The organism is Bifidobacterium hapali, assembly GCF_002259755.1.
Taxonomy (GTDB): Bacteria; Actinomycetota; Actinomycetes; order Actinomycetales; family Bifidobacteriaceae; genus Bifidobacterium; species Bifidobacterium hapali.
Map to the genome: position 1 here is coordinate 40,652 of NZ_MWWY01000028.1, position 26,636 is coordinate 67,287.

The following is a 26,636-nucleotide window of genomic DNA, read 5'->3' on the forward strand; positions in this document are numbered from 1 at the left end:
AGCCTGTGTGTGGCATGTGTCGGTTTTCTTATCAATAGGACTGAGTTACTGCCACAGTGAGACGATCACCATATAGATCGCGACCATATGGCATGCGTATCCGGCGACAGTACCGGTATGGAAAATCTCGTGGAAGCCAAACACGCGTGGCCACGGGTCTGGCTTGCGTAAGCCGTACACAATTGCGCCCGCGATATAGCATGCGCCTCCGGAGCCGAGTAGAATCACCACGGCAGGTCCTGCATAAGGTGACGTCCAGAACAAGCTCATGAACGCTACTCCAGACACGCCAAACACGATGTATACGATGACATACAACCAGCGCGGCGCGCCAATCCAGATCACATGAATGATCAGTGCGACAAGCGTGCATGACCACATGCCGATGATAATAGCGTTACGCCAGCGTGGCTCGAGTGCAAACGATACTGGCGTGTAGGTGCCGGCGATGAGCAGGAAAATGTTCATATGATCAATACGGCGCAGTACGTCGGTGACGCGCGGCGACCAGTCACCTAAATGGTAGGCGGCTGAGTTGGTGAACAAAACCAGCGAACACGTCATGAACACAGCGCATGCCCATTTAAGCCCTGCGCCTTGTGCAAGACAAATGAGCACGATGCCAGCTGCCAGTGCGAGCGGTGCGGCAACGGCGTGAATCCATCCGCGCAGCATTGGCTTCGGGCGACCATGTACGTCAAGTCTGATTTTGCGTTCGACTTCAGCGGGGGAGATGCCTTCGAGCCGTGCGGCACGGGTTTCTGCTTTAGCAATTACAGATAAGGCATGTTCGTCGGCGCGGCGGCGGATACGTTCCGCTTTAGCTTTTGCGCGGATGCGTACTGCGTCTGCTTTGGCTTGTAGCGCTGCTTCGCGTGCACGGGTTGCAGCATCGCGTGCTGCTGTTATGGCCGCCTGTTTACGTGCGACTTCTTCTTTGGAGACTGTCATTTTGCTCCTCCCCGTTGCTTGATTGTGGATCATTACTGTACGTAATTACTCACTATCATAACCTACGTTACCGTAACCTACGGTAACGTAATAATCGTTTTTGTCAAGAAATGCTGATGGTAATCGTTATTCATCGTCATATTAACTGGACTACAGATTGTCACAACAGTGTGCAGTCACGGCGTGGTATTGCGTATGATGGACCGTATGGCAGATTTTACCCAAGTACTTGCGACCCGACCCGATTTCGATGACACGGACCGCGAATGGCTTCATCATCTGGTAGCCGACTGGCAGGTCATTGCTGACCTCAGTTTCGCTGACTTGCTACTCATTTTGCAAAATGGTAACGGAGACTATGTGGTAGCAGAACAATGTCGTCCATCTACAGTGGCAACACTGCGAACTGAAGATGTAGTTGGAAAGCCCGTTCCTGCAGACATGGTCGGCGAGCTGGATGCAGCGATGCGTTCGGCCGTGGTCTTTCGTTCTACAGTGCTGCGTAATGTCGGCAAATCCACAGTGTGCAACGTGTACGCGCCAGTGCATCACAATGGCAAGACACTTGGTCTCGTTGTGCGCGAAACCAATATGGCAACACGCGAGTCCAACGGTCGTAACGAATCAGAAAGCATCAACGCTGGTAAGCAGCTGTACGAGATGATTCCGCGAGGCCAGTTCCCATATATGGATTCCGTGATGAGTCAACGGCATAACGCGCGCGTAGCCGACGGTTTCATCGTGCTCACTGACGATGGTGTGGTACGTTATGCCTCGCCTAACGCGATTAGCTGTTTCCGTCGTCTTGGATCACTCGACCCGATGCAAGGCAAGCTCTTGAGCGAGGTTGGTACTCAATTACTTCATGAGAACGATCCGCTGCCTGAATCGCTACCTCTGGTATTAAGCGGTAAAGCGGCTGTTGACTCCGAGCTCAACGCTAACAACTCTGCTGTATCCATGCGCTCTATGCCGTTGTATGATACGAACGGACGTACCGGTGCGATTATCCTCTGTCGTGACGTCACTGAGCTGCGTCGTCGTGAACAGGAATTGCAGACTAAGAATGCGACCATCTCGGAAATTCATCATCGTGTCAAGAATAATCTGCAAGCAGTCTCTGCACTGCTGCGATTGCAGGCGCGCAAAACCAAGTCTGAGGAAGTCAAGAAAGAACTGGAAGAGGCACAGCGACGCGTGCAAACCATCGCAATGGTGCATGAAGGGTTAAGCCAAACTGCTGACGAAATCGTCGACTTCGACAAGGTGATTTCCAACCTGCTGAAGATGAGCGTTGATCTGGCAACAATGCGCGATCAGCATATCAACATCGAGTATGTTGGCCAGTTTGGTATGATGCCGGCACAGGATGCTACCCCGTTGTCACTGGTGTTGACTGAGTTGATTACTAACGCGGTCGAGCATGGTTTTGAGGGACGTAAAGAAGGTCACATCGTCATTTCTGTAGGCCGTTCCGGTGCCAACCTCAATGTAGTTGTAGAAGATGACGGTTCAGGACTTGCGACCGAGGAAAGCCACGGCATGGCACGTTCGTCTGGCTCTGGACTGGGCACGCAGATCATCAACACGTTTGTGACCAACGATTTTGGCGGTTCCGTACGATGGGAGCCGCGTCGCGAAGGTGGCACGCGTGTGGTGCTCGAGATGAAGCTGCGTGCAGCACAGGAAGAATAGTATTCTGGGTATTTTCGAATGAGATGTAAGAAGCCCCGCAATCGTAGATGGATTGCGGGGCTTGTTTAACGGTTATAGCCGTATGAATGATCAGAGATTCTGCAGCGCCTGCGAACGACGAGCGCGCATCGCGCGACGCTTCAAAGCACGACGCTCATCTTCGCTTAAACCACCCCATACGCCGTAATCTTGATTCGTATCCAACGCGCACTTCAAGCACGCGTCAATCACCTTGCAAGTACGGCAGACAGCCTTAGCATCCTCAATCTGCCGAAATGCTTGCCCAGTGTTGCCTACTGGAAAGAACAACTCTGGATCTTTGTCACGGCACGCCGCCTTGGCACGCCAGTCATAAGCACTGCTCATCGTCTCGCCTTCCTTGAGGCCCCCGCGGGCCCATAATGAAATCCACTACACAGGTAACCACGAAACTGTCGACTTTTCAAGAGGATTCGCTCACGGATTGTAAAACAATGCATTGTACTGGCATAGCATGCCCCCGTTCTACCAATACAGCGCGTCCGGGAATATCGGCATCCGTCGCAGCGAATCGGGCAAGTATTTCGGCTGGTATGCCATCCATAAGGTCAACAGAGCGGTCACCAGTGGGGAACACAATGCGTGTCGTACCATGTTCAGGAACACGTACATAGCGTGACGAAGTAACCGTAAACACCACAGTGACACGTGGATCATGCAATGCTTGACTGAATTCAGCACACAGCGCATCACTGCTTAACGGGTCAAGTAACTCATCGGCATCATCCACAAGCCATATGGTGCGCGGATACGGTGGGGGAGCAGTATTAGTGACATTCACTGTAATCGATACTGACTGGCGAACATTCTCAACAGTCATGCCACGTACACTGCGATACGCGTGTCGCAATCGTATGCCAGGCATCGAGCGCAACATAGCGGCGATCGTTGCCAACACCGTTGTACGACCACGACCATGCTGTCCGATAATGGCAATATTGCCACGCAAGAGCAGCCGCGTCAGATTCACGTTCACACCATCATCACCGAGAGCAAACGGCACACGTATATCCGCATCATTCGCATGAACTGCATTCTTGCGATCATCGCTAGTCAACGCAATTACATCTGCTGCCTCTAGACGCGCAATCTTCGGCAGTGGTGGGCTGAACAAGCGTTGCTGAGAGGGAAATCCACAGAAGTGTTGCGCTGAACATACAGCATCAACTAACGCATCCATGTCACGAGTCTGCGCACATATAAACGGTGACATGGTTTCACCATCAGCACAATACGCAGCACCTGGCAATGATGGACTAATACCAGCTGCAGCCGTCGAACCCAACAATTCTGACGATTGCATCGAATCTCGCACACGCAAGCAAATATTGACAGCAATATTCGCCTTCATATCAGCACTGATTTGTCCCGCAGGATTTTGCGTACACGCCACCAAATGCATACCAAGCGAACGTCCAAGCGACGCAATACGCACCAAACGATCAACATAATCCGGCAGCTGACTGCGCAACGCATGAAACTCGTCAACCATAATAATCAGCCGAGGCGGCGGCTCAGCCAAATACCGCACATCACCACAACGATGCTCAGCCACGATACGCTCACGACGTTGAAGTTCCGCTTCAAGAGCATGCAAAGCGCGAGTTGCATGAGCAAGATCAAGATCACACACATTGCCCACCACATGCGGCAAACGTGCCAACTGATCAAACGCAGCACCACCCTTAAAATCAAGAAACACAAAATTCAACCTAGTCGGCGGATTACGGCACGCCAAGGCAATACACCACGTCTGCAACAGCACTGACTTGCCAGAACCAGTCGTACCAGCAACCATTGCATGCGGTCCATGACGGGCTAGATCAAGCCGGAATACATCAGATACTCCCATACCGAGTGCTACATCAAGACTTGGCTTGTGCAGCCACATGCGCACGATATGCCGCCAACGTAGCGGTTCAACACTGATCGGAGGCAAGGCAAGCGTCTGCCATGATGGGCAATCAATAGCAGTGAAAATTTGAGCACTGTCCTTCTCAGATACTGTATCCGCTGAGTTATAACTCGTATCTACAGTGTTGATCTGTCCTGACTCATCAATACCGCCTGTAGTGTTCGATGCACGCACAGCCATGAGTGCAGCCGATGCTGCACACCCAATCAAACCGGGAACGACCATCATCGCAAACATCCATCGACGCTCAACCAGCATAGCCACCAACATGATGAATTGGGCAGCAATCGGTGCGGCCGCAGCTATTATCGCTAATCGGTCGTGAACGCGCCGACGTTGCTGTTTCGGCACCAAACGTTTCGCCATACCCATACCTGCCACTGTGCAGGCTCGAATGACGTTACACAAGCGAAAACGAGGTATGTGGTCGAACGGTTTTCACACGGCGTGTCGCCTTATGAGACAACAGTTTGCGCTCGCGACACGCCGTAAAACGAATTTACGCAGGATAAGAGCTTCTAGTGTCTCGCGTCATGAATTCGTGAGCAAAGTAATGACTCGCAGGTCACTGTTCAGCTAACGTGCCCACTTCACCGCTTGCGTGACTGCCAGCAGCCAGTTGGGAGAATAACTTAGTATTTGCCGCATCATCGAGCAATACTGACGAGCCAACCCCATCGACGTAGTAATCAGGATTCGACCAATACAAGCTACCGGTCACACCACCATCTCCAGTAGCATCACGGAACGCGAACGCCATCGACGCTAACGTCATGGGATTCGTATCCTCATCCACTGTGACGGCAGACAGTGACGCATCTGCCAGTTTGGCAACTTTTGCAGGATTAAGCAAAGTGGATGAGCTTAAAGCTTTTTTCATTACCGCTGCAATAACTTGGCGTTGACGTGCCGCACGGCCAAAATCGCCTTGGGCATCCGAATAACGCATACGAGAGAATGCTAACGCGGTTGTACCGTCTGCATCGTGACATCCAGCTGTCCACTTCAACCCTGAATACAGATCATCAACAGTCTGGTCGTAGCATAGATTCACGCCGCCGATCACATCAACCATATTCTTCAATCCGCCGAACTGGATTTCAGCCACGTGATCAATCTTCTGACCGGTAATCTGCTCGATTTGGCCGACCAATGCTTGATTGCCATACACTTGAGCAACCGAATTAATCTTCATATACTGCCCATCCACGGTCACTAAAGAGTCACGTGGAATAGAAATCAGCGAACTCGGACCGTTCTTTGGCTTGGTGAGCACAAGAAGCGTATCAGTACGGAATCCCGTAACTGTCGGATCGTCAGCTCCAGCAACACCTTCCGTATTGTCTCGTTTATCAGAACCGACAAGCAACCACGATGATGCTCCCGACGAATCTGCCATATTGGTGAGCCACGAAGCGCGTCCAATCTTGCCATTTGCCCAATTCCATGCGCCAAACACACCAAATATGAGAAGCGCAACAAGAATAGCAAGCGTTACCAGCACCACATGACGCACACGACCGGGGCGAGGGGAGCGTGCGACGGCTGTCGACGCTGACGACTGAAAATGCGCGCCTGATTTCGCGGGTTCGATGCGAGAAGCCGTGGCGAATCTAGCATTGCTCGGTGTGGTCATCGCAGGACGAGCATGATAAGCGGCTGGAGTAGGGGCTGTGGACTGTGTTGAGCCAGAGGAACGACGAGGTTGACGAGATTGTGGCTCGTAACTGCGAGGCGCATATGAACGCGGCGTACCTGATGCTGGCACGTGTGGTGTTTGCGGTGCTGATGCAGCTGTAGAGACGGAAGATGATTGATGTGCTGCATCATTAACGGAACGTACTCGCGGTGCAGCCGGTGAAAATGACGGCGGAACCGTAACCGAATCAGATGGTACTGATTGACGGGCTTGAGGCTGCGCTTGACTGGAGCGCGCATCAGACGTGGACGATTGAGTAGAACCACGACGTCGACCGCTGGACGGGGAGAAGCTGGGCGGTGTCGCCTGATTCATACCTCCGTTACCGTCAATCATGGTGTCGTTGCCCTCCCTATAAGACTGTTCGTGTGTCCGTTTGCGCTCGAATTTCCTCATGACACTGTGACACATGTGTGTGTTGCACTTGCCGCACGTTGCGAATCCTACGCAGGAACAGCACAATGCACTATTCCAGCATAGGTTCATGCCTGCGTATTATCACATTTTAACCGCGGTTATGGTAATGACACGGTACAAGACTTGACAAAACGCAAGTCACATGTGTGTAATTTAACGGTTGGTCGTTGAACATTCGATCATACAAGTTCATCAGATAAGGAGGAGACGAATGTGGGGTGTCGTCGGTGATTCCTCCGAACAACCAACTCATGCAATGAGTGAACTATGGGGACTGTTCCATCCCGACGGTGACGTGTCTTGGCAGCACAAAGCACTCTGTTCCCAAACTGATCCTGAAGCATTTTTCCCCGAAAAAGGTGGCTCCACACGGGATGCCAAACGGGTTTGTGCGCAGTGCACCGTACGCGAGCAATGTTTGCAATGGGCTATTGAGCATGATGAACGATTCGGTATCTGGGGTGGCATGAGCGAACGTGAACGTCGTCGGTACAAGAAGGAGCACAGGGAGCAGGCGTGACGTCATTTGACGCATCCATGCGTACACTGGAAACCATGAATTCCACAGGCAACAGCGACATTGAACAGGTACTTGCCGCCCTGCTGACAAACCGAGCTCAGTCGAGCAGCCAGCATATCGACCCCACGGTCGCAGCCGTGATTACGGCAGAGCATGATCTTCGTTTTCTACCAGACACGATACGTGCTGTGCTATCCCAGCGTGTACTTCCCGGCATAATCGTCGTCGTTGACTGCTCTGGAAGCAAAAGCCAGCCAGTATTTACCCATGTTGCCATCACGCCGTCAGCCGACTCACACACAACTTCTTCCCAACCACACAATATTGAAATCCGTGTGATACCAATTCAGGGAGCAACCTCGTTCAGCAATGCCGTATGCACCGGCATGTCCCGAGCCGCACTCCCCGCTACTATCAGCGCATGGTGGATGCTTCATGATGACTCACGACCCGCTGACGACACCTGTCTGGCACGGCTACTCGATGCATGGCGTAACAATCCCGCAGCATCCCTCCTCGGCTGTAAACAACTCGACTGGCAAGCCAACAATCTGCATAACGTCGGCATGTACGCTGGACATCACCGATTGGAATCACTCGTCGTTGACGGCGAAGAAGACCAAGAACAATACGATACGAGACAAGACGTTTTCGCTGTCTCACTCGCCGGCGCGCTACTGCCCGTCGAAACATTACACACAATGGACGGTATCAACCGCTGGTTCACCACCTACGGCGAATCCGCTGATTTCTGCCGCCGCATTTGCCTTGACGGCGGCCGAGTCGTTGTCGTACCTGAAGCACGCATCGCCCACCGACGCGCACGCTATGAGGGTATCCGCACCCGCAACGGCGAACCTGTAGACGAACAAGAGCCACTGCACTCTGCAATGGCCGTTATGAGCGCCGCACAACGATACCTCTACACGGACATCCCCACACTGCTATGGCCACTACTGTGGCTATGGCGTCTACTCACATCCATCGGCAAAGCACTCGAACAGCTCTTCGCCAAACGCCCATACAAAGCAGGATGTGAACTGGGCCTACCTTGGCGCGCTCTCATTGCAATTCCAAGTGCCATCAAGGCACGCCGACTCGTCGTGGCACACAGCAACGTGCCAATGAGTCGCTTATCCGCGCTGAGCGTAAGCCGCCAGCAAAAAGCCCAATGGAAAGACCGCGCACAAGCACTCGAAGATCAACAGCACACCATACTGCTCAACCCACTTGCACGCGCACACCTACGCCGTCGCCGTATCCGCCGCTGGGGGCTTGCACTCAGTGCCGCACTTATTGCATTCCTCGCCATCGCTATCAGCTATCGCACTACACTCACCGCAGCTTTCAGCGACAGTGCATCAATCTACTCAGCTCAACTGCTCCCCACATCAGCAACCTTCCACCAACTCGCCCAAGCCGCCACCACCCCGTGGATATTCGGCGCTGGCACCGGCATCCCCGCACCCCCAACCCCTTGGCTCCTCGTCTGGCTCGTTACCTCACTCTTCACCCTCGGCCAACCAGCTGCAGCCCTCGCGCTCATCTTCTTTGCCGCAGCACCACTCGCAACACTCTCATTCTGGGCGCTCGCTGGTGTATTTACCCGTTCTGATGGTGTACGTGTTACCGCATCGCTACTGTGGGTTGGACTTGGCATGGCTACTGGTTTGTTTGCTACGGCAAATCTACCCATGCTCACAGTGCTTATGTTCATGCCAGCTGCATTTGCATTCGCATTTCGCGCTGTAGCGATGTATCGCACTGAAGATCAACTCCACCCGCATCGCTCGATTCAATCTGCAGCTCTTGCTTCACTGTGCTTTATCCCTGTGGTGGCCGCAGAACCTCAGTTACTGTTGCCGCTGATTGCTACATTCCTGATCTTCTTGCTCTTTGTTCGTCGTCATCGCGTGATGTTGCTGCTCATACCTGTGCCATCTGCGTTCGTGATCGCGCCGACATTGGTGAATGCTGTTAAATATGGGTCTGAAGGTATCTGGCGGCAGATTTTCGGTGACATTATGATCCCGTCCAGTAGCGTGGATGGACGTCCTGCTGCTGCTCACTTGCTTGGTGTAATCGGTCGCGCGCTGAGTCTTGATAACGATGACGCATGGACCATGCGACTGTCCGGTAACTGGCCAGCACTGGCGTTACTAGTGGTACTTGCGCTGATAGTGGTACTTGCACTTGTCTCGCTGTGTCTTCCGTTTGCATTGCGTGCATCACGCTTGATGTGGGTGACTAGTTTGGCAGGTGGACTTCTCGCGTTGTGCTGTGCTCGTATTGCGATTGCAGCTGATGCAGATGGCGACGTGGCTGCTTCGGTGCTTCCTGGATTCATGATGATGATACTGGGATTATTGTCTTGCGTGTGTTTGGTGGCTGGTGCTGCGGTGAAACGGTTTACGCTACTGCGTCAGTCTGCTGATCGCATTGACTCTGCTCATGATACGGCTGCCGGACTTCGTGCTGAACGAGTGGCTGCAAGAGTAGCTGCCCGCACTGCAATGGCACGCACTGGTCGTGTAATGCTCGTAGCTATCTTGACATTATCGGTGAGCGTATGTGGCTGGTATGCATGGTCTGCATCAGCACGTCGTAGCGTAAACGTTTCCAATACGGGACTACCAATGGTTGCCACGGACTATTTAGCTCAAGGATCTGATCATCGTGTGCTTGCGTTGCATGCGTCGTCAGACGACACGGTCGCGTTTACGGTCTTACGTAGTGGACGTGGTGATCTTATTGACAGTTCACCGGTGCGACGTTTGCGGCTTGCGTTAGATACCAACTCTTCATCTGACACGTCAACACATTCGGATGTGGATGCTACAGATGCTACGGATACTACCGATGCGATACTGTCGCGTTCGGCGGCGCGCCTGCTCGCTGGAGCTGATGCACAATCCATTATCGATATCAGTCAGCTCGGTTTTGGCGGCATATTCGTCAGTGTCGCTCCATCTGATAATGACAACAGTGCCGCTCAACGGTTGATCAGTAACGTTACCGCATCCGAAGGTACGCAAACTGTAGTGTCTGCCGCAAACGGCACATACTATCGTCTGACTATCAGCAGTGCTGACAGCCAAAATATTGACACTTCATGGCAGGAACGTACCCAATCAAGCCAATGGCGTTACGCGTGGCTCATCTGTGCAGGCATCATTGTCGCACTATACTGCCTTGTCGCATTGCCTCATGGCACTACCCGGTATTCGCAAGGAGAGGAATCATGAGCGATCCAACACCGCGTCATCGTGCCACGCGCACCGGGTTCACGGTGAGCGCTGCGATCATCAGTTCAGCGCTTATTCTTGCCTCGCTTGGCGGCATGGCTATCATCACACCATTGCCATCGATGCTCGACAAAGTGGCAGCGAACGGCTCAGCCTCTTCGCAAACGGTAAGTCAGTTACAGCTCGTTTCATACTGTCCAGCACGCATGAGCTTGGCTGACAGTGGTTCATTCGGTGATAGTGAATTCCAGCCGAGCGCTGGCAATATCGCGTCTGCTGCGCGGTATGCTGCGTTTGGTTCAATCTATCAGTCGTCAATCGGTACGCTGGCGCACAGTGGCGATCTATTGCCGGCACCGCAAGATGACACCAGTATCATCACATCATCCGGTGATGTAGACAAGACGGCTACGCTCATGCAAACGCATTTGTTGGAATCTGCTTCAGGCACCGGAACAGTTGCATCAAGCGCATCATGGGCGACCGATGGTGATCTCAAAGGTGTCGCCGCCTCTTCGTGCACCTCTACAGCGCTTGAACATGAATTTCTCCTACCTGCTACTACAACAGGCACTACGCAGCAACTCGTTATTGCCAACCCTTCTAATAAGTCCACCACAGTTCAGCTTCAGGTATGGGGTACCTCCCATCAAGGAGCTCTGACATTATCAACTGGAGAAAGTGTTTCTGTTAAGGCATCCGGGGAGAGCGTGCTCGATTTGTCTGCTGCTGCGAGTGATCAAAACGGCTTGTACGTGAAAGTATCTAGTGAACAGGCTCCCGTTGCCGCATCAGTGCGAGTAGTGACTATGGACGGTCTTGTCTCGCACGGCACAGAATATGCCACACCAGTGAGCCCAAAGGCCAATGTTTCCGTGATGCCGGGCGTGCAACAAGGTGATCGAGTAAACGTCATCGCATACAGCGACCAAGGCGGTAACACCACGTTCTCTTGGATTACTGAACAAGGAGAACGTCGAGCCGATACCAAACCACTTGACGCTGGCAAAGTCACGATTGTTGATCTAGGAGAAGCTCCTGAAGGGGCGCTCGCTTTGCGTGCCGTATCGGATACGCCATCTTCGATGACCATGCAATTGACGCGCAGCGGTAAAGACGGGCAAGAGGATTTCGCCTTAGTGAATGCTGGTGTGACTCATACGGTATCAGCTGTTGCGGTGCCGGGCGATCTTAACGCGTCACTCACGTTGGTGAACAGTGGCAACGACGAGGCTACTGGCACGATTACGGCGTACGATAGCAATGGTGCGCCGGTTGGCAAGCACGACGTGACATTAGGAGCTTACGCAGCTACTAGTATGGATGCGTCTTCCATCAACGCAAAAGCTACTATCTTGCGACTAGACGTACACGATAACGGTCAGATCGTATGGGGTGCGCGGGTAAGCGATACGGCTGTTCATGACGCTGATCTTGCCGGTCTTGCATGGTTGCCATCCAGCACCCTCGACGCAAGCACTACGCAAATCAAAGTCGAACAGGATCCAACCATCGTTCGCTAGTTCACACCAATCACAGTCCCCAATCAGGATCGATCTCTTCGGGGCGGCGACCATACAGATCAGCTAGCCGTTCTACCAGCTCGTCGCGGATAATCAGCTGCATATCCATGCGGCTTGTCGCCAACGTTTGAATCGGCATACGATACAGCACAATACGCGCTGGAACACCATGCGCTGACGGAAAATACTGTGAATTAAGATCAGGTTCCGTTTCCCACGGTGCCGGCTGCGATGGTGGTACATCTTCAACCGCGAACTGTACTGGTCTTACGAGTTGCGGCCACGCGTCATTGAGCCGACGAATCTGAGCCGCCATCATGTCATCAAACATGCCACTGCGCGTACGGTAGCGTGGTAGGCGAGTGCCAAACATAGGCGTGCGAGTACCCCGTCCGTGACGGTTACGATACACGCGAGCATTCCAAGGAGCTTCAATCATGCTTTCCACCATAGGCCAAGGCGACGGCATCATGCGTTACGATACTGTCATCGGGGTAATGCATGAGTAGTGTAAGTGGTAATGATATGGAAAGGCGGCACGCATGACGGTGGTGCATTCGTGGAATGATATCGACTATATTGCACTCGCGGCACGTATGCGAGTTATCGCCTTTGACCTTGACAATACGCTTGCCTCATCCAAACAACCCATGATTCCGGCAATGATTGACCGATTCGCAGCGCTCACACACTGCCTACCAGTAGCTGTCGTCACCGGTGGACGGTATGAACTCGTAGTCAGCCAAATACTCGAAGTCGTACATGATCGTGCTAACTTGACTCAGTTACACCTCATGCCGACCGGCGGCACACGATACTACAGGTGGAACAAGCCTGAACATGAGACGACAGGATCATGGACCTGCGTATACACACATGATTTAAGCGAGGTAGACCGCCGATCAGCACGCACCTCACTCGAACGACGAGCACGAGAACTTGGACTATGGGAAACAACCGTCTGGGGAGCCCGATTCGAGGATCGAGGCAGCCAACTCACCTTCTCCGCCCTTGGACAGAACGCGCCCGAATCCGCAAAACGAGCATGGGACCCCGGCGATATCAAGAAACAGCGTCTCGTCAATGCTGTCGCAGGCGATTTACCTCATCTCAAAGTACGTTCGGGAGGATACACCAGTATCGACGTATCACTACCAGGCATGGATAAGTCATTCGCAGTACACGAACTGAGTAAAATCCTCAACACCCCAGTCGACAGCATCGTCTTCGTAGGCGATCGCATGACCCCCGGCGGCAACGACTACCCAGCAGCCATCGCCGGAGCATGGGCGATCAGCGTATCCAGCCCAGCCGACACACTACTCATGCTCGACCAACTCTTACCAGCACTTCACGCATTGCAGGATGAGCTGTCGACGAAGCCGACTAATGGGTAGTCTGCCAGCATATGCCAAAGTTGGTGTAACCGAGCCAACAATGACTCCTCAACAATTTCTCCGCTAAGCTATGAACATGACTGGGATCACAAGCAGCATACGGACAACACTGGCAACGATACGCGACCTGATCATCCCACGCGGCTGCGCAGGATGCGACACGCCAGACGACATACTATGCCCACACTGCCGCGCCGAATTCAACACCACCATCGCCAGACCAATGCACGGCCTGGCCATGAACACCGCCTACGCATGCGCTCACTATCGCAACGAAACTCGTCACGCAATCCTGTCATGGAAAGACCACAACGACGAAGAATGCGACACCATATTCGCCACAGCACTCGCCGATCTCGCTATACGCTGCAAAGCAATAACCAGCACCACGCCGATCACACTCGTACCAGCACCATCCTCACGATCCTCAATGATTCACCGAGGACGATGGCACATGCGCCAAGTCGCCAACGCAACAGCCCACTCACTGAACACACGAGGCTACACAGCAACCGTCCAACCAGTCTTACGCACCGCAAATATTGCCGCCAAATCAGTTGAAGTCACCAACGCCACCCAACGCAACATACGCATCAGCGGCAACATCATCGTCACTAACCCTGCACAATGCAACAATCGCAACATCATCATTCTCGACGACATCATCACCACCGGCGCAACCATGCGACAATGCATCGCCGCACTCAACAACGCCGGTGCACACGTGATCACCGCTCTTGCGCTCGCGTCAGTCGAAAAACCGGTGAGTGAGCCTCACGAAATTGACGAACAGTACGAAAACTCACTCACCTCACGAGAGATTGATTTGCTTCACGATGAAGCAATGTGATATCGCGGCAGTCGAATCTCAAAATCAACGCCGCGGTCATCATCTACCACACGAACGGTACCACCATGCAACTGTGCAGCCCAGCGTGCGATAGACAAGCCTAATCCAGTGCCACCAGATTCAGTGCCCGGCCCAGTTTTCCCCTTCACAAAACGACGGAAGATATCCGTACGCTCCGCTTGGGGAATTTGTGAACCGAAGTTCACCACATTCGTCACAATCATCCCATGATCGCTATCTTCATGAGCTTCAACCAATACGGTAGTGCCGTCGGGAGAATGCTTGAGCGCGTTAGCAATAATGTTGGTAAACAACTGCCGCAGCCGGTCTTGATCGCCTTCCATGCGAATATGTTCATCAACGTTCATGACGATCTCATGAGCATGCCCTGCATCCGCAATTTCTAGCGGTTCGATCGTTTCGTCAAGAAAGTCATGAACGTTGAATTCATCAATCTTCAGGCTTGCTGCGCCTGCTTCCATACGTGACAGATCGAGCAGATATGCAATCAGATCGCTAAGCCGGTGTGTTTGATTGAGGATGCTCTCAAGATTGGCGGGGGAGGGTTCAGTGACGCCGTCTGCCATATTCTCGACCATAGCCTGCAGCGCAGAAACTGGTGTACGCAGTTCATGACTTACATTGGCGATCATGTCGAGGCGCATTTGATCGGCGTGCTGAAGTTCTTCAGCCATTTCATTGAATGCGCGTGCGAGGCGTCCAATTTCGTCGCTACTGTCAGTGGCTAAATGCACGCGTACTGAGTAATCGCCGTCAGCCATAGCATTTGCAGCGTCACGCATCTGCCGCAATGGTGCGATAAGACCGCGCGAAAAGAAGTACGTAATGCCCAGTGCCACGACCAACGTTAACGGCATGGCAATCCAGCCGTTCCACCCAAATTTCAGCAGTAGCCATGCCATGCCGAATGCGATTGCAGTGGCAATGGTGATAATAACGCTGAGCTCAACTTTAAGTGACGACAACATGCCGATAGGGCGCACAATGCTACCGTGCGCCCTCGAACGGGTGGATGACTTACGTCGTGATGTTGATGCGTTCAGTCGACCACCCGAAAACGATGAAGATAAAGAAGCCGGCCGTGGCGATTCCGAGGCAGGACTCGTAGGCCGACTCTGAGCAGTGCTCGTATTGCGTTTCATGCGGTTACGGTTGTGGTCGGTGGTTCAAACGCGTAGCCCACGCCGTGCACGGTACGGATCATTTCTGAACCGAGCTTGTGTCGCAGCGCCTTGACATGCGAATCGACAGTACGAGTACCAGATGCGTCAACCCAGTCCCATACTTCTTCAAGCAACTTTTCGCGAGTCAGCACTGAGCGAGGTTTGCGTGCGAGGGTAGCCAGCAGATCAAATTCCGTAGGCGTTAAATGCACTGGCTCGCCGTTCATCGTCACAATACGTTGAGCAGGGTCAATCACCAAGGAACCGAAGTTGAGAATCTTCTCGTTCTCAGAATTCTTGGCAATCACTTTTGCACGTTCCACACGACGCAACAATGCCTTGCAGCGAGCAATAAGTTCGCGCATAGAGAACGGTTTAGTCATGTAATCATCTGCGCCAGCACCCAAACCAGTGACCTTGTCGCTTTCGTCATCACGAGCCGTCAGGATAAGTACCGGTACTGGTCGCTCGGCCACAATACGCTTGGTCGCTTCAAGACCATCCATCACCGGCAGCATAATATCCATGATCACAAGATCAGGCTTGAGCTGTTTAGCGGCCTGAACGGCGCTAGCGCCGTCCGAGGCCACGCGAGCAGTCCATCCTTCCGCCGTGATGCGCTGCGCAATAGCCGTGGCGAGGGTAGGTTCGTCCTCGACCACGAGCACTGTGCGCGGCGTGGTAACGCGCGTCGGAGTATTGAGCATGTTAGAAACCGCCTTTCAGTCTGTCGGTTCTAAGAATACCGCTCCCAGCGCTGGAATGGTGAGTCGTGCTGACCATTCACGAGAATGATACTCTTCTGGCTCAGCTTCAAACGTACCGTTGTGGATGTCAGAACCGCCATATTTTGCGTCGTCAGTAGTGAGTACTTCACGCCACTTACCACCTTGCGGTAGCGCGATTTGATAGTTCTCCCATGCTTCTCCGGAGAAGTTGACGACTACAACCATCTGTTCGCCGTTCTTGCCGATACGCACAAAGCTGAGCGTATTATGATCGGCGTCATCGCTGGTAAGCCATTGGAATCCTGCAGGATCAAAATCTTGACTCCACAAGGCCGGAGATGCTTTATACAGTGTGTTGAGATCAGCTACGAGCTTCTGCACACCGCGATGATCTGGCCAGTCAAGTGCAGCCCAATCAACAGAGCTATCGTGATCCCATTCACCCCACTGCGCAATCTCATTGCCCATGAAGGTTAAATTCTTGCCCGGGTGAGCCCACTGATACGCGAATAGCGAACGCACGCCAGCATATTTCTGCCAGTCATCGCCCGGCATCTTGCCGTACAATGAACCCTTGCCGTATACAACTTCATCATGGCTGATAGGCAGCACGTAATGCTCAGAATACGCGTACACCATTGAGAACGTAATCTCACCGTGATGCCATTTGCGGTTGATTGGAGTTTCACGCAAATACTGGAGCGTATCGTGCATCCAGCCCATATTCCACTTAAGGCCGAAACCGAGGCCACCTTCGTCAGTGGGCGCAGTAATACCCGGGTATGCGGTCGACTCTTCGGCGATCATCATCACGCCCGGATTGTTCTTGTATGCGGTGGCATTAGCTTCCTTGAGGAAATCGATGGCCTCAAGATTTTCGCGTCCGCCATAAATGTTTGGACGCCACTGACCGGGCTGACGGCTGTAGTCGAGATAGAGCATCGAAGAAACCGCGTCCACGCGCAGCGCATCGATATGGTATTCATCCAGCCAGAAACTAGCGTTGGCGACGAGGAAGTTGCGTACTTCGCGACGTCCGAAATTGAACACGTACGTGCCCCAGTCGGGATGTTCACCGCGCAACGGATCTGGGTCTTCATATAGCGGCGTGCCGTCGAAACGACCCAGTGCAAACGCGTCCTTCGGGAAGTGCGCAGGCACCCAATCCATAATCACGCCAATGCCAGCCTGATGCAGCTTATTGACCAGATACTTAAAGTCATCAGGCGAACCAAGGCGCGAATCAACCGCGTAATAACCAGTAACTTGGTAACCCCAAGAACCAGAGAACGGATGCTGTGCGAGCGGCATGAACTCAACGTGAGTAAAGCCTTCCTTCTCTACGTACGGCACGAGCTTATCAGCCAGCTCACGGTAGTTCGCAACATCTTTGCGCCAGCTACCAGCGTGCACCTCGTAAATGCTTACTGGACCATCATGCGGATTGGTCTTGCGACGCTTATCCATCCACGCTTTGTCGTCCCAGCGTTGCGTCGAATCTACCACAACCGAACCGGTTGCTGGTGGAATCTCGTGGGAACGTTCCATAGGATCGGCTTTCATAACCCAATCATGGTTAGCGTTAAGAATCTCATACTTGTAGACTTCGCCAGCTTCGATACCTGGGATAAAAATTTCCCATATGCCCGATGAGCCAAGTTCGCGCATCGCATGGCGGCGCCCATCCCAGTCGTTGAAGTTACCGACTACGCGCACGGCATGAGCGTTTGGTGCCCATACCGCGAACGCAGTACCGACCAGAGGCTTGCCTGAAGTGCCGTCAGCAGCACCCATTGGGTCGTCGAAACGGCGTACGTGTGCACCAAGTACATCCCACAGCCGTTCGTGTCGGCCTTCTCCAAACAGATATGTGTCCATATCGCCAACAGTGGGCAGATACCGGTACGGATCATCCTCGACAACACTGTTGGCAAGACCGTACACGGTACGTACGCGGTAATCAGGTACCGTATACCCGTCTTTGGTTTGTTCAGCTGGCAGGACTGCAACAAATATGCCGTTGCGCTCATGTAATGCCTCGAACGAGCCAGACTGCGTAAGAATAGTCACGGCTTTAGCAAGAGGCCGTAGCACGCGCACGGTGACTTGATTGGCATGCTCGCCAGAGCCTAGATGCCCACCCAGCACCTCGTGCGGGTTGTAGAAGGTGGCGTTGCTGACTGCATCCAGGTCTCCCTGGCTTACAGGCACAGCAACAGTATCGTCGTTGATGTTCGTATGTGTAGCCATACCTCAGAAGTGTAGGACGAGGCTGCCGATAACACGGGTATTTGGGCGCGTCGTATCGGTTTTACGGCGCGTCGTGGCGTTCTCATGCTGGCCTGTCGGGCCAGTCTAGGGTATATGACATACTTATTCGGGTTTGTTATAGGCTTTCACGGAGGATTCATGGCTTACAAGGTCGGCGATATGGTTGTCTATCCGCGGCACGGCGCGGCGAAGGTGGAGGCCATTACCGAGCGGACGGTGAAAGGTGTGACGAGGGAATACTTGCAACTGTCCGTGTTGTCTTCCGATGGTCTGGTTATCAATGTGCCAGTAGAGAATGCCAAGAAGGTGGGCGTACGCGATATTGTCGACGCCAACGAAGTGGCTAAGGTATTTGAGATTCTGCGCACTCCGATCGTCGAGAAGGAAATGAACTGGTCGCGTCGCTACAAGCTGAACGTTGAGAAGATTGCGACTGGTGATGTGAATAAGATCGCTGAAGTGGTACGTGATCTTGCGCAGCGTGACGTGGATGACCACGGTTTATCTGCGGGTGAGAAGCGTATGCTTACCAAGGCTCGTTCTATTTTGACTTCAGAGATTGCTTTAAGCGAGAATCTCGATGATGAAAACGCTCAGCGTTTGCTGGACGTGAACCTCGGTTATGAAGATCCTCGTCCGGGCGATGAGAAGCATCATACTGTTGCGCCAGAAGAGCCGGCTGCACAGACGCTGGCACGTATTGAGGCTGAAGGCAAGAAGTCTAAGCGTAAGTAAGTAGCGAGGTACTACTGCTTATAAGTAGCCCTCACTCAACAGTCTCGGCAGTGTGCGCGATAGCGGAACCAATAGCTTAGGGAACCTTAGGAAACATGGTGAGTTGGTATGTTCATCGGTCAAGGATTCGACGCACACCGATTCGCTGATCTGGACTCTGACCGCCCGTTATGGCTTGCAGGTCTACTCTGGGATGGTGTCGGTATTGAAGGTGATTCAGACGGTGATGTGGCGGCTCACGCACTGATTGATGCATTACTGTCAGCTTCACATTTGGGTGATATCGGCACATTATTTGGTGTAGGCGCTGATTCTGCTGGTGCCGGCCGGCATGGTACAGATATGCTCGCGCAGACTGTTCATTACTTGCGCGAGCATGGATATAAGCCAGTAAGTGCCAGTGTTGCGATTATTGGTAATCGTCCGAAAATTGGTCCGCACCGAGGCGAAGCCGAAGTAGCACTGTCTACTGCTGTTGGATGCCAAGTATCGTTAACCGCGACTACTACTGATCACATGGGTTTCACTGGTCGTGGCGAAGGCATCGCTGCTATCGCCACAGCCTTAGTGGAACAAGTTGATCGTTGATTAGTGCAGTGATCAGTATTAATACTAATCAGCTTTAGCGGTGTCGAGCAGCGTTGGCTGCTTTCGCGATCGCCCAAAACAGTGTTGACAATGTCACAATAATAAAGCTCGGGGGAGCGGGAAACATTGCGGCGAGCACTAGTCCTCCCCAGATTGCCACCAGACATAATGTGCTTGCCAATACCATTGCACGTAACGGTGTTCCAGCAATAATATTCGCGGTCGCCGCAGGAGTAATCACAAGCGCGAAAATAAGCAGAGTACCCACAGCTGGTACTGCAATCGTGATCACGCCAGCCATAATTGCCATAAACGCAACGTTCATGGCACCAATTGGCACGCCTTTGGCTTGTGCAACCTGTTCATCCACCGAACTGAACAGTAGCGGTCGGTAAATCACAGCCAATACAGCAAGCAGTATGGCATCGAAAATAGCAAAACCGATGATCTGATCAGTGGTAATCGTCAGAATCGAGCCAAAAAGAATCGACTGCATTTGCTGTGATGCTGAACTCGACAGTCGGGCAAAAAACAGGCCAAGACCAGTTGCGAACGCGAGCACCGTACCGGTAGCGATTTCCCGTTGTGAGGCACGCTTTCCGAGCGCACCGATTACGAGCGCGCCGCCCAATGCGAATACGCCAAGTCCGAGCGAGACTGGTAAGCCGAGCAATACGGCACCGGTCGCACCTGGCAATCCAATATGTGCGAGCGCGTGTGAGGCGAATGTTGAATGCCGTGCAATGGTGAAATAGCCCATCACGCCAGCTGCGAGTGCAATGCACAGGCCGGCGAGGAATGCGTTGGCCATGAATGGTGCGGTGAGCGTGTCCATCCAATCGGGGTCGAAAGCGAAGTCGATCATCGGGTTTCTCCCTTCTGCGTTTCCTGTGCGGATTGTGTCGCGTGATGGTGGTGGAATTCGGCTACTTCGGCAGGATTGTGCGTGTCGAGTATCATGTCTTGTCTTTCGTCGGCGCTGGGAGTGACGAACATGTCGCCTTGTGGTGTGGTGACGACTTGTACTTGTGTGCCGTAAAGGTGGGTGAGGAGTGCTGAGTCGAGTACTTGATTCATGGCCGCGTAGTGTGGGTGACCGTCGAGGAGGTAGATTGCTCCAGTCAAGATCGGTAGCAGCATGTTGAGATCGTGTGCGACGACTTGGATGGTCATGCCGAGTTCTTGGTTGAGTCGTGCGAGTACGTGGACGACAGAGCGTTGGCTGGCGAGATCAAGATTGGCGAGAGGTTCGTCAAGCATGAGCAGTTGTGGGTCGGATACGAGTGCTTGTGCGATGGCAACGCGTTGACGTAGTCCTCCAGAGAGTTCAGAGAGTCTTAAGTGTGCTTTGTCTGTGATTCCTGTGAAGGTCATGGCTTCGCGGACTTTGGCTCGTTGTGCTTTGGTGACGAAATGGATGCCGAATTGTGTGCCGGTCAGTCCGAGTAGTACTGATTGTTCTGCGGTGAGGTTGGAGTCGATGTCGGTTGCGTAGCTTTGGGGTACGTAGCCGATGCGTCGGTTGGCTGAGCCGGCTGGCTGGTTGAGGATGGTAATTGATCCAGCTGTGAGGGGGAGTAGGCCGAGTTCGGCTTTCATCATGGTGGTTTTGCCGGTGCCATTCGTGCCGACGATTGCGGTGACTGAGCCGGTTGGGATGGCGAATGTGCCGTGTTGCCAGATGATACGTCCACCGCGTGCGACTGCTGCGTCTTGGAAGATGATGGCGCTGTCGTTTGACGTGGCGGTGTGTGCCTGTGTGATGTCGTGTGTCATAATGCTGCCGTTTTCTGTATATGGCCGGTTTTTGCCGGGGTTCTGCAACGGATTATGACAAATAACGTTGACAATCATTCTCAATAGTGAGGTGTGGTGTACCGTCATTGGTACGTCACACCTCACAATGTGGATTACTTGCCTGGGTCGCTCTGACCGGTGCTTGAACCGGTGGTGTCGTCGTTGTTGTTGGTATCAGTTGAGTTACTGTCAGGCGTGCATGATGCAGTTTTCGATGATGTACCAGCGTCGGACTTATTTGAGGCATCATCAGACGCAGTATTATCGTCGTCTGTACTGTCATCTGTTGTGTCGTTATCGTCGCTACTGCTCTCGTTATCGTCACAAGTATTGAAATAGCTAGTTAGTGTATCGACAAGTGAGGCTATCCAATCCGTGAGATTAGCCTTATCTTGCGGCATCTGCTCGCTTACATCAAACACAGGCACATCGGAACGGCCAGCTGTACCAGTGATCATATTGGTCGCGTCAGAGGCTTCCTGCGTATTGTTCACCAGCAAATCAATGTCTCGATCTTCAATGAGCTTTTGAAACTCTTGCAGATCTGCTGGTGCAGCTTCTCCTTCAGCTGCGGATGACGCAGCATACCCCTTAGGAGTCTTGTCAGTGAAACCCATATCGCTCATCAGATAATAGGCCACAGACTCAGTGGCTGCGTAGGTGGCGTCTTTATGTGCTTGAGAAAAGTCGTCCATTGCTTGTTCGACTTTCGTTTCAGCTTCTTGCCACTGTTCATAACGCTTAGTGAAATCGTCTTTCTTTGAAGGCAAAGCCTTAGAGAATGCGTCAACAAGTTCTTTAGCCATACCAGAACGCGCATCCTTTGAGAACCACAGGTGAGGATTATCACCCTCCATTGCACCAACAATCTGCGCGGCAGACACGCTCACCGTTTGCTTGCTGAGACTTTTAGACGCCCATGAGTCGTATCCGGCACCGTTGAGCACCACGATTTGTGCCTTCGCAATCTTCGCAACATCGGAAGTTTTTGGTTCAAAATCGTGCGCATCTACATTCGTGGAATCGAGAATCGACGTAACGTTCACATCGTCGCCGCCAATCTGCTTGGCCAGCGATCCCCACTGATTAATCGATGACACGACATCAATCGGACCGGTGGGCTCCTCCTGCGTTGGCGTTTGAGATTGAGGTTGTGTTTGTGGTTCGGATGACATGCCGCACCCGGCGGAAATGATCAGCGCCGAGACCGCGAAAAATCCCGTCAAGGCCTTGAATATATGCGAACAACGAATGCTCATCCTGCCTGCTCCATCGTGCGTCTCGAATCGTGATCAATGTCCTACTAACTTGTAATGACCTGTATCCAAGATAGCCTAACGCTAAGGCAATGAACATGATACGACACAGGGGGATGGATGACTGAAGCCATTAAACTCGACGGCAAGCTCACCGCAGCACGTATCAAGGAGCATTTATCGACTCGAATCGAGCGGCTCAAGAACAACGGTATTGAACCAGGACTAGGAACACTACTTGTTGGTAGCGATCCCGGTTCGATGAAATACGTAGCCGGCAAACACGCCGACTGCGCTGAGGTTGGTATTCGATCTATTCGCAAAGATTTACCTGCAGATGCCAGTTTTGAACAGATCGCTCAAGCAGTCCAAGAGTTGAATGAGGACCCCGCATGCACCGGCTATATTGTTCAACTTCCGCTGCCGAAAGGTATTGATGAGAACGCTGTTATCGATCTCATCGATCCAGCCAAAGATGTTGATGGTATGCATCCCTACAACCTCGGTGAACTCGTACTTCACGTTCACGGTGACATCACCACGCCACTACCATGCACGCCGCGTGGTGTTATTGAACTGCTTGATGCTTACGACATCGATTTAGACGGTAAAGAAGTATGCGTGCTTGGTCGCGGCATCACCATCGGTCGCACGATCGGTCTTATGTTGACCCGTAAAGCCGTTAACGCAACGGTTACTTTGTGTCATACCGGTACGCGCGATATTGCGCAGCACACACGTCGTGCTGATGTCATCGTCGCAGCAATGGGTTCAGCTGGATTTGTTAAGCCAGACATGATCAAAGACGGCGCGATTCTACTCGACGTTGGAGTCTCGCGCGTATTTGATGAAGAAGCTGGCCGCTGGCGCGTGCGTGGCGACGTAGACCAGTCCTGTTACGGCAAAGCATACGCTTATTCACCGAATCCCGGCGGTGTCGGTCCCATGACACGCGCCATGCTCCTCGCCAACGTAGTAGAAATAGCCGAACGCAAGCTGCGCTAGCCGAATCAGCTGAATCAACATAGGATTACGCAAACAAATTCCGATATCGAGCGTGTGATTGGGATGTACTGTTCGTGACCATAAGACTCGGCCGAGCGGCCCGGAGCGTGTCACGAACAGTACATCCCAATCACACGCGGGCAATAGTGCTGTCAATACTTCCCCGACACGCCTGCGGAACCGTAAAGCAGACAATCCAGTGGATTGTCTGTAGGTGACGCCGTGGGGTTGGGGCCCCGCGGTAGAAATACAGTGTCCGGGCGACACGCCCGGATTCCTCTAATCTCAAATGGACAGGGCTAACGGTATTGTAGAAACTCGCGTGTGCGTAACGTATGCGTACATAATTGAAGAACGATTTTATCCACCTAATTATTTAAGAAACCACATTAATGGCAGAGAACAATAACGAAGTTACCAAGGTCGCCATCAACGATATCGGCACCGAGGAAGACTTCATCAAGGCAGTCGATTCCACCATCAAGAACTTCGATGATGGTGATCTGGTCGAAGGTACCGTTGTCAAGGTTGATCGTGACGAGGTTCTGGTCGACATCGGCTACAAGACTGAGGGTGTCATTCCCTCCCGTGAGCTTTCCATCAAGAAGGACGTTGATCCGGACGAGGTCGTCGAGGTCGGCGATCCGATCGAGGCCCTTGTCGTCACTAAGGAAGACAAGGAAGGCCGTCTGATTCTGTCTAAGAAGCGTGCTCAGTACGAGCGTGCTTGGGGTGACATTGAGAAGATCAAGGAAGCCGATGGCGTTGTCGAAGGCACCGTCATCGAAGCTGTCAAGGGTGGCCTCATCGTGGACATCGGTCTGCGTGGCTTCCTGCCGGCATCTCTGGTTGAGATGCGTCGTGTCCGCGATCTCTCCCCGTACATCGGTCAGAAGATCAAGGCCAAGATCCTTGAGCTCGACAAGAACCGCAACAACGTGGTTCTCTCTCGTCGTCAGTACCTCGAGGAGACCCAGTCTGAAGTGCGCGAGACCTTCCTCTCGCAGCTCAAGAAGGGCCAGATCCGTGAAGGTGTTGTGTCCTCTATCGTCAACTTCGGTGCATTCGTTGATCTCGGTGGCGTTGACGGCCTGATCCACGTTTCCGAGCTGTCTTGGAAGCACATCGACCACCCGTCTGAGGTTGTCAAGGTCGGCGACAAGGTCACCGTTGAGGTGCTCGATGTCGATCTCGATCGTGAGCGCATTTCCCTGTCGCTCAAGGCCACTCAGGAAGATCCGTGGCAGCGCTTCGCTCGCACCCACGTTCCTGGCCAGATTGTCAAGGGCAAGGTCACCAAGATCGTCCAGTTCGGCGTGTTCATCTCCGTCGAAGATGGTATCGAGGGCCTCGTGCACATCTCCGAGCTGGCCAACCGCCACGTGGAGAACCCGGAGACCGTTGTCAAGCCGGGCGAAGAAGTGTTCGTCAAGGTCATCGACGTTGATCTCGATCGTCGTCGTATCTCCCTGTCCCTCAAGCAGGCCAACGACTCCGTTGACCCGAACTCCGAGGACTTTGATCCGGCGCTGTACGGCATGCCGGCCGAGTACGACGAGGAAGGCAACTACAAGTATCCGGAAGGCTTCGACCCGAACACCAACGAGTGGATCGCTGGTTTCGAGAAGCAGCGCGAGGAGTGGGAAGCCCAGTACGCGGCTGCTCACGACCTGTGGGAGCAGCACAAGGCGTTCGTCGCCAAGGAGCTGGAGAACGCTGCCGCTTCGGCCGCCGAAGATGGTCAGGCTCCGAAGGAAGAGAAGCACGAGGAAGCCGCTGCTACCTCCAACTACTCTTCCGAGAACACGTCTGCCGGTACTCTCGCCGACTCCGATCAGCTCGCCGCTCTGCGCGATCAGCTGCTCGGCAAGTGAGCGTCTCCTGAACGAGAAGAAGTGATTCAGTACTGATCTATCGGTCTGAATAAGAAAGCCCGATCCCACACGTGGGGTCGGGCTTTCCTGTGTTATGGGCTTTCTTGCGCTATACGGATGCTGTTGCTGTTGGCCGTCTATAGTGCGTGGCGGAAATCTCTCACTGAGCGCCGCTCAGTGAGAGATTTCCGCCACGCACGTATGGTATGCGATCGGGCGTTATTATGTGTTTGTGATGATACGAGTGGGATTGACTGGCGGCATTGCAGCCGGTAAAAGTACAGTATCGGCGCATTTGCGCACGCTCGGCGCAACAGTGATCGACTACGACGAGTTAGCCAGACTCGTCGTCGCACCCGGCAGTGTTGGACTGCATCGTATCGTGGAAGAATTTGGACCGGATGCGGTATCTGTCGATGGCACGATGAACCGTGAATGGATGGCCGAGCATGTATTTGGCCCGAGTGCCCCAGCGGACGCACTCGAACGGCTGGATGCCATTGAACATCCACTGATCTATACGGAAGCGGCGAGGCTGGATCGTGAGACTGCCACGCGTGCCATCGATGATGCCATGCCGCATGTCATTGTACATGACGTGCCGCTGTTGGCTGAAGTGATTGATACGATCCCGTTCCGCTTCGACCATATCGTCACGGTCGAAGCGCCGATTGGCGTGCGCATCGCGCGCATGATGACCGAGCGAGGCATGAGCCGCGCACAGGCCGAGGGACGCATCAAGCATCAATCGGACGAATCTGAACGTCGCTCGATCGCAGACATCGTGATCGACTCGACACAACCGTTACATAGCATGTTATCGCAAGTGGAACAACTGTATGCTGATTGGACACGGTGTCCTCACTTTTTGACTACATCCGGTATTTTTACCAACGATTCTGAGGACGTCAGCTAACGTGACTGCTTCGTATTTGCCTATCTTGGGT

The 26,636-nt window shown here is 53.1% G+C and carries 23 protein-coding genes; 12 read left to right on the forward strand and 11 right to left on the reverse strand.

Annotation, left to right across the window (positions count from 1 at the left end; translation table 11 throughout):
• Positions 1–45 precede the first annotated feature (45 nt).
• Positions 46–951 (reverse strand): PAQR family membrane homeostasis protein TrhA, encoded by a 906-nt coding sequence (gene trhA / locus BHAP_RS07715; protein WP_094730154.1) that lies wholly within the window; start codon positions 949–951, stop codon positions 46–48.
• 207 nt (positions 952–1,158) lie between these two features.
• Here trhA and BHAP_RS07720 point away from each other — a divergent pair, with 207 nt between their 5' ends.
• The gene (locus tag BHAP_RS07720) at positions 1,159–2,646 is read left to right on the forward strand and encodes a sensor histidine kinase (RefSeq protein WP_094730155.1); all 1,488 of its coding nucleotides are present in this window, start codon (positions 1,159–1,161) and stop codon (positions 2,644–2,646) included.
• 90 nt (positions 2,647–2,736) lie between these two features.
• On the opposite strand, the gene BHAP_RS07725 is transcribed toward BHAP_RS07720, so the two are convergent.
• From BHAP_RS07725 to BHAP_RS07735, 3 genes are all read right to left on the reverse strand, one after another.
• Complete coding sequence (locus tag BHAP_RS07725) at positions 2,737–3,012, reverse strand: WhiB family transcriptional regulator (protein WP_094730156.1); 276 nt, start codon at positions 3,010–3,012, stop codon at positions 2,737–2,739.
• A 76-nt stretch (positions 3,013–3,088) separates the two neighbouring features.
• Complete coding sequence (locus tag BHAP_RS07730) at positions 3,089–4,972, reverse strand: FtsK/SpoIIIE domain-containing protein (RefSeq protein ID WP_338024691.1); 1,884 nt, start codon at positions 4,970–4,972, stop codon at positions 3,089–3,091.
• 193 nt (positions 4,973–5,165) lie between these two features.
• Positions 5,166–6,635, reverse strand: coding sequence for an LCP family protein (locus BHAP_RS07735; protein ID WP_094730157.1), 1,470 nt, complete (start codon positions 6,633–6,635; stop codon positions 5,166–5,168).
• Between the two features lie 292 nt (positions 6,636–6,927).
• Here BHAP_RS07735 and BHAP_RS07740 point away from each other — a divergent pair, with 292 nt between their 5' ends.
• The 3 genes from BHAP_RS07740 to BHAP_RS07750 are packed head-to-tail and all read left to right on the forward strand — an operon-like array spanning position 6,928 to position 12,004.
• On the forward strand, positions 6,928–7,236 hold the full coding sequence (locus BHAP_RS07740) for a WhiB family transcriptional regulator (RefSeq protein WP_094730158.1): 309 nt from the start codon (positions 6,928–6,930) through the stop codon (positions 7,234–7,236).
• Between the two features lie 35 nt (positions 7,237–7,271).
• Positions 7,272–10,481: a glycosyltransferase family 2 protein gene (locus tag BHAP_RS07745; RefSeq protein ID WP_094730189.1), complete on the forward strand. Its 3,210-nt coding sequence runs from the start codon at positions 7,272–7,274 to the stop codon at positions 10,479–10,481.
• Positions 10,478–12,004: a DUF5719 family protein gene (locus tag BHAP_RS07750; RefSeq protein WP_094730159.1), complete on the forward strand. Its 1,527-nt coding sequence runs from the start codon at positions 10,478–10,480 to the stop codon at positions 12,002–12,004. Before BHAP_RS07745 ends, BHAP_RS07750 begins: the two co-directional genes overlap by 4 nt.
• Before the next feature lie 10 nt (positions 12,005–12,014).
• Here the strand turns inward: BHAP_RS07750 and BHAP_RS07755 are convergent, their stop codons facing one another.
• The gene (locus BHAP_RS07755) at positions 12,015–12,443 is read right to left on the reverse strand and encodes a metallopeptidase family protein (RefSeq protein WP_094730160.1); all 429 of its coding nucleotides are present in this window, start codon (positions 12,441–12,443) and stop codon (positions 12,015–12,017) included.
• A 103-nt stretch (positions 12,444–12,546) separates the two neighbouring features.
• Here BHAP_RS07755 and BHAP_RS07760 point away from each other — a divergent pair, with 103 nt between their 5' ends.
• Entirely contained in the window at positions 12,547–13,401 is an 855-nt protein-coding gene (locus BHAP_RS07760) for an HAD-IIB family hydrolase (protein ID WP_094730161.1), read from the forward strand.
• A 238-nt stretch (positions 13,402–13,639) separates the two neighbouring features.
• A complete protein-coding gene (locus BHAP_RS07765; RefSeq protein WP_158216456.1) occupies positions 13,640–14,251 on the forward strand; it encodes a ComF family protein in 612 nt (203 codons plus the stop codon).
• Here BHAP_RS07765 and BHAP_RS07770 read toward each other — a convergent pair.
• Complete coding sequence (locus BHAP_RS07770; RefSeq protein ID WP_094730190.1) at positions 14,233–15,240, reverse strand: sensor histidine kinase; 1,008 nt, start codon at positions 15,238–15,240, stop codon at positions 14,233–14,235. The genes BHAP_RS07765 and BHAP_RS07770 overlap by 19 nt on opposite strands.
• Between BHAP_RS07770 and BHAP_RS11760 the strand changes: the two genes are divergently transcribed.
• Positions 15,239–15,391 carry a hypothetical protein gene (locus tag BHAP_RS11760; protein ID WP_211279708.1) on the forward strand — a complete coding sequence of 51 codons (153 nt, stop codon included), beginning with the start codon at positions 15,239–15,241 and terminating at the stop codon, positions 15,389–15,391. The genes BHAP_RS07770 and BHAP_RS11760 overlap by 2 nt on opposite strands.
• 19 nt (positions 15,392–15,410) lie before the next feature.
• Here BHAP_RS11760 and BHAP_RS07775 read toward each other — a convergent pair whose 3' ends face one another.
• Together BHAP_RS07775 and glgB are read right to left on the reverse strand one after the other, a co-directional pair.
• Entirely contained in the window at positions 15,411–16,142 is a 732-nt protein-coding gene (locus BHAP_RS07775; RefSeq protein WP_094730163.1) for a response regulator transcription factor, read from the reverse strand.
• A 15-nt stretch (positions 16,143–16,157) separates the two neighbouring features.
• Entirely contained in the window at positions 16,158–18,413 is a 2,256-nt protein-coding gene (gene glgB, locus BHAP_RS07780; RefSeq protein WP_094730164.1) for a 1,4-alpha-glucan branching protein GlgB, read from the reverse strand.
• Positions 18,414–18,572: 159 nt separating this feature from the next.
• Between glgB and BHAP_RS07785 the strand changes: the two genes are divergently transcribed.
• Positions 18,573–19,169 (forward strand): CarD family transcriptional regulator, encoded by a 597-nt coding sequence (locus tag BHAP_RS07785; RefSeq protein ID WP_094730165.1) that lies wholly within the window; start codon positions 18,573–18,575, stop codon positions 19,167–19,169.
• Between the two features lie 108 nt (positions 19,170–19,277).
• The gene (gene ispF, locus BHAP_RS07790; RefSeq protein ID WP_094730166.1) at positions 19,278–19,757 is read left to right on the forward strand and encodes a 2-C-methyl-D-erythritol 2,4-cyclodiphosphate synthase; all 480 of its coding nucleotides are present in this window, start codon (positions 19,278–19,280) and stop codon (positions 19,755–19,757) included.
• Between the two features lie 34 nt (positions 19,758–19,791).
• On the opposite strand, the gene BHAP_RS07795 is transcribed toward ispF, so the two are convergent.
• From BHAP_RS07795 to BHAP_RS07805, 3 genes are all read right to left on the reverse strand, one after another.
• Positions 19,792–20,622, reverse strand: coding sequence for a metal ABC transporter permease (locus BHAP_RS07795; protein ID WP_094730167.1), 831 nt, complete (start codon positions 20,620–20,622; stop codon positions 19,792–19,794).
• Positions 20,619–21,533, reverse strand: coding sequence for an ABC transporter ATP-binding protein (locus tag BHAP_RS07800; RefSeq protein ID WP_094730191.1), 915 nt, complete (start codon positions 21,531–21,533; stop codon positions 20,619–20,621). Before BHAP_RS07800 ends, BHAP_RS07795 begins: the two co-directional genes overlap by 4 nt.
• Positions 21,534–21,667: 134 nt before the next feature.
• Positions 21,668–22,813, reverse strand: coding sequence for a metal ABC transporter solute-binding protein, Zn/Mn family (locus tag BHAP_RS07805; protein WP_094730168.1), 1,146 nt, complete (start codon positions 22,811–22,813; stop codon positions 21,668–21,670).
• Between the two features lie 117 nt (positions 22,814–22,930).
• Here BHAP_RS07805 and BHAP_RS07810 point away from each other — a divergent pair, with 117 nt between their 5' ends.
• The 3 genes from BHAP_RS07810 (at position 22,931) to coaE (ending at position 26,605) form a co-directional block, all read left to right on the forward strand.
• Positions 22,931–23,815: a bifunctional methylenetetrahydrofolate dehydrogenase/methenyltetrahydrofolate cyclohydrolase gene (locus BHAP_RS07810; protein ID WP_094730169.1), complete on the forward strand. Its 885-nt coding sequence runs from the start codon at positions 22,931–22,933 to the stop codon at positions 23,813–23,815.
• A 392-nt stretch (positions 23,816–24,207) separates the two neighbouring features.
• On the forward strand, positions 24,208–25,689 hold the full coding sequence (rpsA, locus tag BHAP_RS07815; protein ID WP_094730170.1) for a 30S ribosomal protein S1: 1,482 nt from the start codon (positions 24,208–24,210) through the stop codon (positions 25,687–25,689).
• 226 nt (positions 25,690–25,915) lie between these two features.
• Positions 25,916–26,605: a dephospho-CoA kinase gene (gene coaE / locus BHAP_RS07820; RefSeq protein ID WP_244569349.1), complete on the forward strand. Its 690-nt coding sequence runs from the start codon at positions 25,916–25,918 to the stop codon at positions 26,603–26,605.
• Positions 26,606–26,636: the final 31 nt, after the last annotated feature.

What these genes read in the sequence shown, in the direction of transcription:
- BHAP_RS11760 (WP_211279708.1), top strand. Translation starts at nt 15,239, where the DNA reads ATGCCGATAGGGCGCACAATGCTACCGTGCGCCCTCGAACGGGTGGAT.
- BHAP_RS07740 (WP_094730158.1), top strand. Translation starts at nt 6,928, where the DNA reads ATGTGGGGTGTCGTCGGTGATTCCTCCGAACAACCAACTCATGCAATG.
- BHAP_RS07745 (WP_094730189.1), top strand. Translation starts at nt 7,272, where the DNA reads ATGAATTCCACAGGCAACAGCGACATTGAACAGGTACTTGCCGCCCTG.
- BHAP_RS07805 (WP_094730168.1), bottom strand. Translation starts at nt 22,813, where the DNA reads ATGAGCATTCGTTGTTCGCATATATTCAAGGCCTTGACGGGATTTTTC.
- BHAP_RS07720 (WP_094730155.1), top strand. Translation starts at nt 1,159, where the DNA reads ATGGCAGATTTTACCCAAGTACTTGCGACCCGACCCGATTTCGATGAC.
- BHAP_RS07775 (WP_094730163.1), bottom strand. Translation starts at nt 16,142, where the DNA reads ATGCTCAATACTCCGACGCGCGTTACCACGCCGCGCACAGTGCTCGTG.
- glgB (WP_094730164.1), bottom strand. Translation starts at nt 18,413, where the DNA reads ATGGCTACACATACGAACATCAACGACGATACTGTTGCTGTGCCTGTA.
- trhA (WP_094730154.1), bottom strand. Translation starts at nt 951, where the DNA reads ATGACAGTCTCCAAAGAAGAAGTCGCACGTAAACAGGCGGCCATAACA.
- BHAP_RS07760 (WP_094730161.1), top strand. Translation starts at nt 12,547, where the DNA reads ATGACGGTGGTGCATTCGTGGAATGATATCGACTATATTGCACTCGCG.
- rpsA (WP_094730170.1), top strand. Translation starts at nt 24,208, where the DNA reads ATGGCAGAGAACAATAACGAAGTTACCAAGGTCGCCATCAACGATATC.
- BHAP_RS07750 (WP_094730159.1), top strand. Translation starts at nt 10,478, where the DNA reads ATGAGCGATCCAACACCGCGTCATCGTGCCACGCGCACCGGGTTCACG.
- BHAP_RS07765 (WP_158216456.1), top strand. Translation starts at nt 13,640, where the DNA reads ATGAACACCGCCTACGCATGCGCTCACTATCGCAACGAAACTCGTCAC.
- BHAP_RS07730 (WP_338024691.1), bottom strand. Translation starts at nt 4,972, where the DNA reads ATGGGTATGGCGAAACGTTTGGTGCCGAAACAGCAACGTCGGCGCGTT.
- BHAP_RS07770 (WP_094730190.1), bottom strand. Translation starts at nt 15,240, where the DNA reads ATGTTGTCGTCACTTAAAGTTGAGCTCAGCGTTATTATCACCATTGCC.
- BHAP_RS07810 (WP_094730169.1), top strand. Translation starts at nt 22,931, where the DNA reads ATGACTGAAGCCATTAAACTCGACGGCAAGCTCACCGCAGCACGTATC.
- BHAP_RS07725 (WP_094730156.1), bottom strand. Translation starts at nt 3,012, where the DNA reads ATGAGCAGTGCTTATGACTGGCGTGCCAAGGCGGCGTGCCGTGACAAA.
- BHAP_RS07755 (WP_094730160.1), bottom strand. Translation starts at nt 12,443, where the DNA reads ATGATTGAAGCTCCTTGGAATGCTCGCGTGTATCGTAACCGTCACGGA.
- ispF (WP_094730166.1), top strand. Translation starts at nt 19,278, where the DNA reads ATGTTCATCGGTCAAGGATTCGACGCACACCGATTCGCTGATCTGGAC.
- BHAP_RS07795 (WP_094730167.1), bottom strand. Translation starts at nt 20,622, where the DNA reads ATGATCGACTTCGCTTTCGACCCCGATTGGATGGACACGCTCACCGCA.
- BHAP_RS07785 (WP_094730165.1), top strand. Translation starts at nt 18,573, where the DNA reads ATGGCTTACAAGGTCGGCGATATGGTTGTCTATCCGCGGCACGGCGCG.
- BHAP_RS07800 (WP_094730191.1), bottom strand. Translation starts at nt 21,533, where the DNA reads ATGACACACGACATCACACAGGCACACACCGCCACGTCAAACGACAGC.
- BHAP_RS07735 (WP_094730157.1), bottom strand. Translation starts at nt 6,635, where the DNA reads ATGATTGACGGTAACGGAGGTATGAATCAGGCGACACCGCCCAGCTTC.